We start from the raw sequence: 13076 nt of genomic DNA on the forward strand, positions 1-13076 counted from the left end.
TGCGAATCAGGGAGTATGCGACGTGTCGGCTGCCCAACCCGGCGCTCACCAGGAGGTGGGCAGCCTGTATCACGAACACCACCGGTGGCTGCAAGGCTGGCTGCGGCACAAGCTGGGCAACGCCTTTGACGCGGCCGACGTGGCGCACGACACCTTCATACGCCTGCTCAATCGCGACGAAGCCATCGCCGCGCGCGAGCCTCGCGCCTTTTTGACGACGGTGGCCAAGGGCGTGCTGGGCAATCTGTACCGCCGGCGCGACCTGGAGGCGGCTTACCTGGAAACGCTGGCGAGCCTGCCGGCGCAGCACGCGCCCGATCCCGAGGCGCAGGCGATCCTGCTCGAAGCCCTGTTCGACATCGACCGCCGCCTCGATGGCCTGGCGCCTGCTGTGCGCCGCGCGTTCCTGCTGTCGCAGCTCGATGGCATGCCGCAGGCGGCCATCGCGCTGGAATTGAATGTCTCGCTGGCGACCGTGCAGCGCTACCTGGTCAAAGCCATGCATCAGTGTTTCTTTGCCCATCCGGCATCGTGATGGGCGCCTTCACGCCGGAAGCGGCCAGCCTGCAAGCGGTGGAATGGCTGGTGCGCCTGCAGGCCGGAGACGCCACGTCGGAAGTGGAGCAGGCCTGGCGCGCCTGGCGCGACAGCGACCCCGAACATGAGCAAGCCTGGCAGCATGTGGAGGGCTGCATGGCGCGCATGCGTGCCTTGCCAGCGCCGCTGGCGCACGGCACGCTGGCGCGCAAGCCGGTCCATGCGCCGGCGAATGCGGCGCGCCGGCAGTCGCTCAAGCTGCTGGCGTTGCTGGCCGTGGGCGGCGGCGCCTGGCTGGCGGGCGGCGATGAGCAGGCGCGCTTCTGGCTTGCCGACTACCGCACGGGCACGGGAGAATTACGCCACGTCGTGCTGGACGACGGCACGCGCATCGCGCTCAATACGGCATCCAGCATCGACGTGCGCTATGACGCGGGCCAGCGCCTGGTGACGGTAGTCAAAGGCGAGATCATGGTCAGCACGGCGCGCGATCAGGCCGGCCGGCCATTTGTCGTGCAAACGGCACAAGGCCGCTTGCAACCGGTGGGCACGCGCTTTGCCGTGCGCGTGGAAGGAGAGCGCACGCAGCTGGGCGTGTTCGCCGGTGCCGTCGACATTCAACTGGAACAGGCGCCCGATGCGGCGCGCAGGCTGCAGGCGGGCCAGCAAACCAGCTTTACGGCGGCGCAGATCGGCGCCGTTCGGACCTTGGCTGCCGGCGCGGATGCGTGGACGGCCGGCATGCTGGTGGCGCACGACATGCCGCTGGCGGAATTTATCGGCGAACTGGCCCGCTACCGCCCGGGGCGCCTGGCTTGCGATCCGGCCATCGCCCACTTGCGCGTGTCCGGCATCTACCCGCTGGCCGATACGGGGCAGGTGCTCGACATGCTGACGCGCACCTTGCCCGTCGACGTGCGCCAGACCACGCGCTTCTGGGTGAGCGTGGTACCGCATCGGCAGCCTGCATGAATATTTTCTGAAAAGTGAGGGGTTTGCGATTTTCGCGTGACATAGCAAGTGAACCCTTCATTCACTTTCAGGAAAACAGTCCGCATGCCCAGCACAACACTTATTCACGTTTCTTCCGCCTCCCGTACCTGCCGCCGCAGCGTGGCGGCGCTGGCCGTCAGCCAAGCTCTGTGGCTGCTCGCCGCCAGCGGCGCCACCATCTTCGCTCCTGCGGCCCAGGCCGCGAATGCGGCGCGCATCGCGCTGGCGATACCGGCCGGCTCCCTGGAACAGGTGCTGGTGCGTTTCGGCCAGGAGACGGGTACCATGATTTCCTACCAGGCCACCGCCTTGGCGGGCAAGCGCAGCGCCGGCCTGACCGGTAGCTACAGCGTGCCTGAAGCGCTGGGCGCCATCGTCGCCGGCTCGGGCTTGCGCGCCGTGCCGCAGGCCAATGGCGGTTATGTGCTCGACGTGGCAGCGGCCGATGGCGGCCAGACCATGCCCGAGATGAGGGTCAGTGCCAGCTTTGATGCGAACGGCGCGACGGAAGGCAGCGGTTCCTATACGACGCGGACCATGCGCTCGGCCACGCGCCTGGGCCTGTCCGTGCGCGAGACGCCGCAAGCCGTCAGCGTGGTCACGCGCCAGCAGATGGATGACCAGAACCTGCAAACGGTGGAAGAGGTGCTGCAAAACGCAGCCGGCATCGCCATCAACCGCTACGACAGCGACCGCACCTCGTTCTTCGCGCGCGGCTTTTCCATCGCCAGCTACCAGTACGACGGCATTCCCACCACGGTCGACAATGCGTTCAATGTGGGCGACAGCACGCTGGACATGACGGCCTACGACCGGGTCGAGATCGTGCGCGGCGCCACGGGCCTGTTGACGGGCGCGGGCGAACCGTCGGCCACCATCAACCTGGTACGCAAGCGCGCATTGTCGGCGCAGCTGGCCGGGAATGCGGCCCTGAGCCTGGGTTCCTGGCAGAATGCGCGCGCCAGCGCGGACCTGTCCACACCCCTGAGTGCTGATGGCAAGGTGCGCGGAAGAGTCGTGGCCAGCTACCAGGACAGCGAATCGTATGTGAATCTGTATCATGGCAAGAAGGCCATGGCTTACGCCACCGTGGAGGCGGATCTGGCGCCCGGCAGCGTGCTGATCGCCGGCTATGAATACCAGGACAACCGCCCGCGTGGCGGCATGTACGGCGGCCTGCCGCTGTGGTACGCGGATGGCGAACGGGCCACGTTTTCCCGCTCCACCACCACGGCCACCACCTGGAGCCGCTGGTTCAGCACCAGCCAGACTGCCTTCCTGCGCCTGGAGCAGGAACTGGGCAAGGGCTGGAACCTGACGGCCATGCTGAATCATGGCTGGGGCAATTACTCGGCGGCCGAACTTTTCGCCAATACCTGGCCGGACAAGGCCACGGGCCAGGGCGTGACGGGCTACGCCGGCTTTTACTCGGGGACGCGGCGCCAGGACAGCGTCGACGCCTATGTGCAGGGACCGCTGCAGCTGCTGGGGCGCACGCACGACCTGGCGTTCGGCGTCTCGGGCAGCAACCAGTTCGCCAGCAACCCCGGCATTGCCGGCGGCAGCGTCGACTACGGCAATTTTCATCAGTGGCAGGGCGTGACGCCGGAGCCGGACTGGAACGACCCGAATTTCTCGCGCTGGAAGCTGCTCGACACGGTGCAGCAGCGCGGCATCTATGGCACGGCGCGTTTTTCGCTGGCAGATCCCCTGAAGCTGATCGTCGGCGCGCGCTACAGCCGCTACAAGGCGGACCACGTCGACGACTGGGGCGGCGGCTATGCGTATGCCAAGCACGCCGTCACGCCATATGCTGGCCTGGTATGGGATATCGATGCGCAGCATGTGCTGTACACCAGCTACAGCAAGATCTTCAAGCCGCAGGGCTACCAGGACCGGTTCGGCCGCTATCTCGACCCCGTGCAAGGCAAGAATGTGGAAGCGGGCGTGAAGGGCGAGTATTTCGGCGGCAAACTCAATGCGGCGCTGGCCGTGTTCCGCATCGCGCAGGATGGCCTGGCGCAGGAAGACACGGGCCATTTTGTCGGCAATTCGCTGACGCAGGCGTACTACGCGGCCTCGGGCACCACCAGCAAGGGTGTGGAACTGGACGTGTCGGGCGAGCTGGCCAAGGGCTGGAACGTCTCGGCCAGCGTGTCGCATGCCGCAGCCGAGGACAACACGGGCGCGCGCCTGAACAGCTATGTGCCGCAGACCTTGGCGCGCGTGTTTTCCACGTACCAGCTTCCTGGCGGCTGGCGCGCCTTGTCCGTGGGCGGCGGCGTGAACTGGCAGAGCGGCGCCTACCGCGATGCCACGGGGCCGAAGGGCACGGAGCGCGTGGAGCAGGGCGGCTATGCCGTGGCCAGCCTGATGGCGAAATACGCGCTGTCGCGCCAGCTGTCCCTGCAGGCGAACATCAACAACGTGTTCGACAAGCATTACTACAGCCAGCTCGGCATGTACAACCAGGGGTACTGGGGTGCGCCGCGCAACGCCAGCGTTACCCTGCGCTACATCTTCTGATGCGCTTGCCTGGTGCTACAGCGGCCAGGCCTGTTTGGTGACGGCCACGGCGACGATGTAGGCGAAGACCAGCACGGCGAGGGCGAAGGCGGCGCCGCGCACGGCCGGCGTCTTGCCCCGTTTCAGCGCAATGGTGCCCAGCACGATGTAGGCCACCAGCGCGCACAGTTTGGCGGCCAGCCAGGGCTGGCTGCCCGGCGACTGGCCGCTCCACACGGCCAGGGCGATGGCGCTGGCCAGCAGTGCCGTGTCGACCAGGTGCGGCAGGATTTTCACCCAGCGCTGCTGCAAGGCGGGCGAGGCGCGCAGCATCCAGGCGCCGCGCAACAGGAAAAGACAGCCGCTGGCGGCGGCGCAGCCCATGTGGAAATGTTTGAGGCTCAGATAATCCATGCGTGATGTGGTGGCGTTGATTGATGGTGGCGCCAGCATAGCCGCCTTTGGCGTCCTGCGCCATACGCCGTCGGGACGAGATGCAGCTAACGCAGGAATTTCACGTACACGAACTCCGGATCGCCCTCATCGAGATGGTCGATCCGGCCGCTGCGCACGAAGCCCGCGCCGGCGAACAGCCGTTGCGCGGCGCCGTTCGACTGGTTCGTCGAGGTGAATAGCTTCCCTGTCTGGCACGCGTCCGCGGCGGCCGCCAGCAGGCGCAATCCCACGCCGCAGCGCTGGTGCGCGGGCGCGACCACCACCAGCGAGACAAAACCGTGGCCGAAGAAGTCGTCGTGCAGGAGCACATAGCCTGCCATCTGGCCGGCCCGGAGGGCCACCTGGCAGTGGCCCTTGCCGACGGCGGCGCGCACGGCCTCGCCGCGCTCCGGGTGCGTCTGGGCATAGGCATCGCAAGCCAGCATGGCTTTCACATCGCCAGCTTGGGCCACGCGCGTGATGATGTCGTCTGTTTCGTGCCTGTTCTGCATGCCGCTCCTTTTCTCCAGGCGCCGAGTGTGCCAAAAATGCGCCGGTTTGTAAAACACCCGCCATCCAGGCTAGGCGCGCACCCCGTCATCTAGTCACTTTTGCCGATGCGGCTATCCAGATTGCCTTCCCGGAATCACCCTGTGGCCGATAGTGCCTTTCGCCGCTGCCACGTAAGCTGGTCGGGACGGCTGGCCAGACGGCCAGTGCATTCATGGAGAAACATCGTGGCTACCCTAGATGGCACTAACAAGAACAGTAACAGCAGTAACAAGGCAGTCGAACCGGGCATGCGGCGCAAGCAGGCGTCCGTATTAATCAGCAGTACCTTCGCATTTACCATCTGCTTTGCAGTCTGGATGATGTTTGCCGTACTGGGCATCCCCATCAAGACCAGCCTGGGCTTGACTGAAACGCAATTCGGCCTGCTGGCCGCCATGCCCGTGCTGACGGGCTCCCTCGTGCGCGTGCCGCTGGGCATCTGGACAGACAAATACGGCGGACGCCGCGTCTTCTTCCTGCTGATGCTGGCCAGCGTGGTGCCGATCTACCTGATTTCCTACGCCACCGCCTACTGGCATTTCCTCGTGCTGGGCATGTTCGTGGGCCTGGCGGGCGGTTCGTTTTCCGTCGGCACGCCGTACGTGGCGCGTTGGTACGAAAAAGAGCGCCGCGGCCTGGCGATGGGCATTTTCGGCGCCGGCAACTCCGGTTCCGCGCTGACCAAGTTCGTCGCGCCGGGCATCGTCGCCGCCTTCGGCTGGCAGATGCTGCCCAAGGTGTATGCGGTAGCCATGCTGGCCACGGCCATCATCTTCTGGCTGTTTTCGTACACGGACAAATCGCACCTGGCGCCATCGGGCGAAAGCTTTTCCGAGCAGATGAAGGTGCTGAAGGATCCGCGCGTGTGGCGCTACTGCCAGTACTACTCGGTGGTGTTCGGCGGCTACGTGGCGCTGGCCTTGTGGATGACGAAGTACTACGTGGCCGAATACGGTTTTGATCTGAAGCACGCGGCGCTGCTGGCCGCCTGCTTCTCGCTGCCGGGCGGCGTGCTGCGCGCGCTGGGCGGCTGGATCTCCGACAAATACGGTGCGGCGAAAGTTACCTGGGCCGTGATGTGGGTGTGCTGGGTGTGCTTCTTCCTGCTGTCGTATCCGCAAACGCAGATGGTGATCGAGACCGTCACGGGGCCGCTGGCCTTCCATATCGGCCTGTCGCCGCTGTGGTTCACCGTGCTGCTGTTCATCGTCGGCATCGCCATGGCTGTCGGCAAGGCGTCCGTCTTCAAGTTCATCGGCGATGATTTTTCCGACAACATCGGCGCCGTCTCGGGCGTGGTGGGTCTGGCCGGCGGCTTGGGCGGCTTCATCCTGCCCGTGATGTTCGGCGCCCTGGTGGACTTCACGGGCGTGCGTTCGAGCTCCTTCATGCTCCTGTACGGCACCGTCTGCGTTTCCCTCGTCTGGATGCATTTCTCGTTCAAGCCGCTGCGTGCGGCACCAACTACTCAACCTGCAGGAGTTAAAGCATGAGCCGCTATATGATCAATACCTGGGAGCCGGAAACCCCGAGCTTCTGGCAAAGCACGGGCAAGGCCACGGCCGCGCGCAATCTGTGGATCTCGATTCCCGCGCTGCTGCTGGCGTTTGCCGTGTGGATGGTGTGGAGCGTGGTGGTGGTCAACCTGCCCAACATCGGTTTCACCTACAGTAACAACCAGCTGTTCTGGCTGACGGCCTTGCCGGGCCTGTCCGGCGCCACCTTGCGCATCTTTTACTCGTTCATGGTGCCAATCTTCGGCGGCCGGCGCTGGACGGCCATTTCCACGGGTTCCCTGCTGATTCCCGCCATCGGCATCGGCCTGGCCGTGCAGGACGTGAACACCGGTTATCCGACCATGCTGATCCTGGCGCTGCTGTGCGGCTTCGGCGGCGGCAATTTCGCCTCGTCGATGGCCAACATCAGCTTTTTCTATCCAAAGGCGAGCAAGGGCTTCGCGCTGGGCATGAATGCGGGCCTGGGCAACCTGGGCGTGTCGGTGGTGCAGTTCGTCGTGCCGCTGGTGATCACGTTCGCCGTCTTCGGCGCCTGGGGTGGCGATTCGCTCACCTGGGTCAAGAATGGCGTGAGCAAGGAGATGTGGCTGCAAAACGCGGGCTTCATCTGGGTGCCGTTCATCGCGCTGTCCACTTTGCTGGCCTGGTTCGGCATGAATGACCTGGCGTCGGCCAAGGCGTCATTTTCCGAACAGGCCGTGATCTTCAAGCGCAAGCACAACTGGCTCATGTGCTGGCTGTACACGGGCACCTTCGGCTCCTTCATCGGTTACTCGGCCGCGTTCCCGCTGCTGATCAAGATCCAGTTCCCCGACGTGAACCCGCTCGATTACGCCTTCCTGGGACCGTTGGTCGGCGCCCTGGCGCGCGTCGCCGGCGGCGTGATTTCCGACAAACTGGGCGGCGCCCGCGTCACCCTGTGGTCGTTCCTGCTGATGATAGGCGCCGTGCTGGGCGTGCTGTACTTCATGCCGCAAGCCGGCGGAAGTGTGCACACTGCGGGCAGTTTCAGCGGCTTCTTCTGGATGTTCATGCTGCTGTTCGCCGGCACGGGTATCGGCAATGCCTCGACCTTCCGCATGATCCCCGTGATCTTCCTGACGGAGCACCAGCGCGCGGCGGCCGGCAAGGGCAAGGCGGCGCAGGAACAAGCGATCGTCGACGCCAACAAGGAAGGCGCTGCCGTGCTGGGCTTCACGTCGGCCGTGGCTGCCTACGGCGCCTTCTTCATCCCGAAAAGCTATGGCACCTCGATTGCGCTGACGGGCAGCCCCGACGCGGCCCTGTGGTGCTTCATCGGCTTTTATGTCAGCTGCATCGCCATCACCTGGTGGTGCTATGCGCGCAAGAATGCGCCGATGCCTTGCTAAAGTTGGAACGTCTGGCAAGTCGTTCTTGCCAGACGTTGAGGAAATGAGAGTATGTCATGGAAGAACTGGAAAAATTCGTCAACGGCTTCAGCCTGTTTCAGCAGCAGTATTTCAGCGAGCCGCAAACCTTGTACGACAGCCTGCGTGACGGGCAGCGGCCCACGACCCTGCTGATCGGCTGCTGCGATTCGCGCGTCGATCCCATGCTGCTGACGGGCAGCGACCCGGGCGACATGTTCGTCGTGCGCAATATCGCCAACCTGGTGCCGCCGTGCACGCCTGACGCGCCGCCCGGCGTCAGTTCGGCCATCGAGTTCGCCGTCTGCAAGCTCGAAGTGGCCAGGGTCATCGTGCTGGGCCATGCGCGCTGCGGCGGCATCCGCGCGCTGCTGGAACCGCAGCCGCGCGCGGAAGGGCAGGAAACGGACTTCGTGGGACAGTGGATGCGCATCGCCGAACCGGTGGCGCAGCGCGTGCGGCGTGACCTGGCGCACCGCTCGTCGGAGGAACAGCACCATGCGTGCGAACTGGCCAGCATCCTGCAGTCGCTGGACAACCTGCTCACCTACCCGTGGCTCAAGCGCCGGGTGGAGCAGGGCGTATTGAAACTGCATGGCTGGTATTTCGACATCGACAGCGGGGCACTGATGGCCTATTCGGCGCGCCAGCAGCAGTTTTTGCCGCTCGTCTGTCCGATAGAGCGGGCGCGCCATCTGCATGAGCGCCCTTGGCCGGATGCGGCCAGGTAATCCGAAACGTGCCGCCAACAATGTGTCGGATTACGCTACGCTAATCCGACCTGCATCTGGTAGGTCGGATTAGGCGGGGCCGCCGAGGCCGCAGGCCGTAATCCGACAAGTCCCCTCAGCTAAAACGCAATAAATCCCCGCTGCGGTCAAACGCCAGCAGGCTGTCGATGCGGCCTTGCTCGATCGCCGTCACCATGGCGCGCAGGGGCGCTTCGCATTCCTGCGCGGCGGGCGGCTGGCCCTCGCGACCCGCCAGTCCCGCCACGAAGACCACGTCCCAGTGCGTCTGCATCTGTTTCGACTCCTCCTTCAATGTCTCGAAGCTGCCCAGTTCATCGGGCAGCTTGTCGGCGCACATCACGGGCGTGAGGGACTTGCCCTGGCCGCCAGGCTGGGCCTGCGCCTGGGTAAAGGTGAACAGCAGGCGTTGCGGCTGCTCCTGGTTGCGGGCGCTGTGCAGCAGGCTGGCGTAATCGGTAATCGGCATGGTGCTCTTTCTCTGTGTTGAACGATGCCGACAGGTATACCGCAGCTCGGTCGCGGCGCCCATAGGCAATAGTGACTACCCATCTATGCATTCCTGGTGCCGGAAACCGACTTCTTGCCAATACCGCCGCGCAGGGCGCGTCGATAGACTGTTTGTATCGACGCGTGGGCCATCCGGCTTGCAGCGTTTTTATGACCTGGCGCCGCTCCTGCGGCGCAATGTGGAGGTAGCATGAGTCACTTTCTGGACCGTCTTAAATTTTTTAGCAAGCCCGCCGAGCCGTTCTCGAACGGCCATGGCACCGTGGTCGATGAAGACCGCACCTGGGAAAACGCCTACCGCCAGCGCTGGCAGCACGACAAGATCGTGCGCTCCACGCATGGCGTGAACTGTACCGGCTCGTGCAGCTGGAAGGTGTACGTCAAGAATGGCCTGATCACCTGGGAAACCCAGCAAACCGATTACCCGCGCACGCGCCCTGACCTGCCCAACCACGAACCGCGCGGCTGCCCGCGCGGCGCCAGCTATTCCTGGTACGTGTATTCGGCCCAGCGCGTGAAATACCCGATGGTGCGCGGCCGCCTGATGGAAATGTGGCGCGAAGCGCGCAAGACCATGGACCCCGTCACGGCCTGGGACTGGATCAGCCAGGACCCCGTGCGCTCGCAGCAGTACAAATCCATCCGCGGCCTGGGCGGCTTCGTGCGCGCCACGTGGGAAGAATCGAATGAAATCATCGCCGCCGCGAACGCGCTGACGATCAAGAAATACGGCCCGGACCGCATCGTCGGCTTCTCGCCGATTCCCGCCATGTCCATGGTCAGCTATGCCTCCGGCACGCGCTACCTGTCGCTGATCGGCGGCGTGGCCCTGAGCTTCTACGACTGGTACTGCGACTTGCCGCCGGCCAGCCCGCAAGTGTGGGGCGAGCAGACGGACGTGCCGGAATCGGCCGACTGGTACAACTCGACCTATCTGATGGTGTGGGGCTCGAACGTGCCGATGACGCGCACGCCGGACGCCCACTTCTACACGGAAGTGCGCTACAAGGGCACGAAAACCGTGGCCATCTCGCCCGACTACGGCGAAATGGTGAAGTTCGGCGACATCTGGCTGGCGCCGAAACAGGGCACCGATGCCGCGCTGGCGCTGGCCATGGGCCACGTCATCCTCAAGGAATTCCACTCGGAAGGCCAGAGCGCCTACTTCCGCGACTATGCGCGCCAGTACACGGACTTCCCCATGCTGGTGCTGCTCAAGGAGCATAACGGCACCCTGGTGCCCGATTACTTCCTGCGCGCTTCGCACCTGGACAACAACCTCGACGAAACCAACAACCCGGAATGGAAAACCCTCGTCATCGATGAAACCACGGGTGCCATTACCGCGCCGGCCGGCTCCATCGGCTTTCGCTGGGGCGAATCGGGCAAATGGAACCTGGAACAGAAGGCGGGCGGCAGCGGCGCGCCCATCGTGCCGATGCTCTCCATGATCAACGACAGCGACGCCGTCACGGAAGTGGGTTTTGCCTACTTCGGCGGCAAGGACGCGTCCGACATGCTGCTGCGCAAGGTGCCGGTGAAAACCATCCGCCTGGCCGACGGCACGACGGGCCTCGTCACCACCGTGTTCGACCTGACCCTGGCCAACTACGGCATCGACCGTGGCCTGGGCGGCGAGAACGTGGCCGAGAGCTATGACGACGACGTGCCGTACACCCCCGCGTGGCAGGAGAAGCACACGGGCGTGAAACGGGCCGACGTCATCACCGTGGCGCGCCAGTTCGCGGAAAACGCGGACCAGACGCGCGGCAAGAGCATGGTCATCGTGGGCGCCGGCCTGAATCACTGGTACCACATGGACATGACCTACCGCGGCATCATCAACATGCTGATGATGTGCGGCTGTATCGGCCAGTCGGGCGGCGGCTGGGCCCATTACGTGGGCCAGGAAAAACTGCGTCCGCAAACGGGCTGGACGCCTTTGGCCTTCGCCCAGGACTGGGTGCGCCCGATGCGCCAGATGAACGGCACCTCGTTCTTCTATGCCCACACGAGCCAGTGGCGCCATGAAAAGCTGGAAACGGGCGACATCGCCTCGCCATCGGCGGCCGGCGGCACGGGCGACCTGACCCTGCTCGATTACAACGCCAAGGCCGAGCGCATGGGCTGGCTGCCATCGGCGCCGCAGCTGCAGACCAATCCGCTGGAGGTGGCCAAGGCCGCCAAGGCGGCAGGGCAGGCGCCGGCCGCGTATGCGCTCGACCAGATCAAGGCGGGCCAGCTGCAGTTCTCGTGCGACGATCCGGACAATCCGGCCAACTTCCCGCGCAATATGTTTGTCTGGCGCTCGAACATCCTGGGCAGCTCGGGCAAGGGCCACGAGTACTTCCTGAAATACCTGCTGGGCACGCAGAACGGCTTGCTCAGCGACGAAGACGACTGCATCACGCCGAAACAGGTGAAAGTGCGCCCGGCCGCCGAAGGCAAGCTCGATCTGCTGGTGGTGCTGGATTTCCGCATGTCGACCACCTGCCTGTATGGCGATGTGGTGCTGCCGACGGCCACCTGGTATGAAAAGGACGATCTGAATACGTCGGACATGCATCCGTTCATCCATCCGCTGTCCGAAGCCGTGCAGCCCCTGTGGCAATCGAAGTCGGACTGGGAAATCTACAAGGGGCTGGCAGAGAAATTCTCGGAAATCGGCGGCGAGCTGCTGGGCACCCAGCAAGACATCATCCTCACCCCGCTGATGCACGATACGCCGGGCGAACTGGGCCAGCCCTTCGATCCCAAGGATTGGCGCGCCGGCGAATGCGATGCGATTCCCGGCAAGACCATGCCGAACATGACGGTGGTCGAGCGCAATTACCGCGACGTCTACAAGAAGTTCACCTCGATCGGACCGCTGCTGGAAACCATCGGCAATGGCGGCAAGGGCATTTCCTGGAAAACGGGCCATGAAGTCGAGGTCCTGCGCGGCATCAACCGCACGGTGCTCGATGAAGGCGTGTCGAAGGGCCAGCCGCGCCTCGATACGGCCATCGATGCGGCCGAGATGATTCTGTCGCTGGCGCCGGAAACGAATGGCCACGTGGCCGTCAAGGCCTGGGCCGCGCTGTCCGCCATCACGGGACGCGAGCACACGCATCTGGCGCTGCCGCGCGAGCATGACAGCATCCGCTTCCGCGACGTGCAGGCGCAGCCGCGCAAGATCATTTCCTCGCCCACCTGGTCGGGCCTGGAAAGCGAGGAAGTCAGCTACACGGCCGGCTATACCAACGTGCATGAACTGATCCCATGGCGCACCCTGACGGGCCGCCAGCAGTTCTACCAGGATCACCTGTGGATGCGCGACTTCGGCGAGGGGCTGTGCGTGTACAAGCCGGCCATCAACACGAAGACGACGGAAGCGCTGCTGGGCACCAAGCCGAACGGCAACAAGGAACTGGCGCTGAACTTTTTGACGCCGCACCAGAAGTGGGGCATCCACTCCACGTATTCGGACAACCTGCGCATGCTGACCCTGTCGCGCGGCGGACCGCACGTGTGGCTGTCGGAGACCGACGCGCAAGCTGCCGGCATCGTCGACAACGACTGGATCGAGGTCTTCAACGTGAACGGCAGCCTGACGGCGCGCGCCATCGTCAGCCAGCGCATCCCGGCCGGCATGACGATGATGTACCACGCCCAGGAAAAGATCATCAACGTGCCCGGCGCGGAGATGACGGGCAAGCGGGGCGGCATCCATAACTCGGTGACGCGCGCCGTGCCCAAGCCGACGCACATGATCGGCGGCTACGCCCAGCTGGCGTACGGCTTCAATTACTACGGCACGGTGGGCTCCAACCGCGATGAATTCGTATTGGTGCGCAAGATGAACAAGGTCGACTGGCTCGAAGGCCCGTTGCAGGAAGAAGGAGCATAGT

General features: G+C 64.5%; 10 protein-coding genes. 7 read left to right on the top strand and 3 right to left on the bottom strand.

Annotated features, from left to right (window positions below; genetic code table 11):
• Nucleotides 1-22 precede the first annotated feature (22 nt).
• The 3 genes from AC3RCG_RS13820 (at nucleotide 23) to AC3RCG_RS13830 (ending at nucleotide 4056) form a co-directional block, all read left to right on the top strand.
• Nucleotides 23-535, top strand: coding sequence for a sigma-70 family RNA polymerase sigma factor (locus AC3RCG_RS13820; RefSeq protein WP_099410823.1), 513 nt, complete (start codon nucleotides 23-25; stop codon nucleotides 533-535).
• Nucleotides 535-1509 (top strand): FecR domain-containing protein, encoded by a 975-nt coding sequence (locus AC3RCG_RS13825; RefSeq protein WP_492401619.1) that lies wholly within the window; start codon nucleotides 535-537, stop codon nucleotides 1507-1509. The genes AC3RCG_RS13820 and AC3RCG_RS13825 overlap by 1 nt, the downstream gene beginning before the upstream one ends.
• An 84-nt stretch (nucleotides 1510-1593) precedes the next feature.
• Complete coding sequence (locus tag AC3RCG_RS13830; protein WP_492401618.1) at nucleotides 1594-4056, top strand: TonB-dependent siderophore receptor; 2463 nt, start codon at nucleotides 1594-1596, stop codon at nucleotides 4054-4056.
• A 15-nt stretch (nucleotides 4057-4071) separates the two neighbouring features.
• On the opposite strand, the gene AC3RCG_RS13835 is transcribed toward AC3RCG_RS13830, so the two are convergent.
• Together AC3RCG_RS13835 and AC3RCG_RS13840 are read right to left on the bottom strand one after the other, a co-directional pair.
• Complete coding sequence (locus tag AC3RCG_RS13835) at nucleotides 4072-4449, bottom strand: SirB2 family protein (protein ID WP_070313629.1); 378 nt, start codon at nucleotides 4447-4449, stop codon at nucleotides 4072-4074.
• An 86-nt stretch (nucleotides 4450-4535) separates the two neighbouring features.
• The gene (locus AC3RCG_RS13840; RefSeq protein ID WP_070313630.1) at nucleotides 4536-4982 is read right to left on the bottom strand and encodes a GNAT family N-acetyltransferase; all 447 of its coding nucleotides are present in this window, start codon (nucleotides 4980-4982) and stop codon (nucleotides 4536-4538) included.
• 288 nt (nucleotides 4983-5270) lie between these two features.
• Between AC3RCG_RS13840 and AC3RCG_RS13845 the strand changes: the two genes are divergently transcribed.
• From AC3RCG_RS13845 to AC3RCG_RS13855, 3 genes are read left to right on the top strand one after another with little or no spacing between them, the layout of a single operon-like run.
• Complete coding sequence (locus AC3RCG_RS13845) at nucleotides 5271-6515, top strand: MFS transporter (RefSeq protein WP_492401700.1); 1245 nt, start codon at nucleotides 5271-5273, stop codon at nucleotides 6513-6515.
• On the top strand, nucleotides 6512-7909 hold the full coding sequence (locus AC3RCG_RS13850) for a NarK family nitrate/nitrite MFS transporter (protein ID WP_070288168.1): 1398 nt from the start codon (nucleotides 6512-6514) through the stop codon (nucleotides 7907-7909). Before AC3RCG_RS13845 ends, AC3RCG_RS13850 begins: the two co-directional genes overlap by 4 nt.
• A gap of 56 nt (nucleotides 7910-7965) precedes the next feature.
• Nucleotides 7966-8658, top strand: a complete 693-nt coding sequence (locus AC3RCG_RS13855; RefSeq protein ID WP_070223626.1) for a carbonic anhydrase — start codon at nucleotides 7966-7968, stop codon at nucleotides 8656-8658.
• Between the two features lie 115 nt (nucleotides 8659-8773).
• On the opposite strand, the gene AC3RCG_RS13860 is transcribed toward AC3RCG_RS13855, so the two are convergent.
• Nucleotides 8774-9145 carry a ribonucleotide reductase subunit alpha gene (locus AC3RCG_RS13860; protein ID WP_492401617.1) on the bottom strand — a complete coding sequence of 124 codons (372 nt, stop codon included), beginning with the start codon at nucleotides 9143-9145 and terminating at the stop codon, nucleotides 8774-8776.
• Nucleotides 9146-9376: 231 nt separating this feature from the next.
• On the opposite strand from AC3RCG_RS13860, the gene AC3RCG_RS13865 reads away from it, so the two are divergent.
• A complete protein-coding gene (locus tag AC3RCG_RS13865; RefSeq protein ID WP_070313633.1) occupies nucleotides 9377-13075 on the top strand; it encodes a nitrate reductase subunit alpha in 3699 nt (1232 codons plus the stop codon).
• Nucleotide 13076: the final 1 nt, after the last annotated feature.

The sequence above is a fragment of the Janthinobacterium sp. GW823-FHT01H08 genome (genome assembly GCF_058797855.1).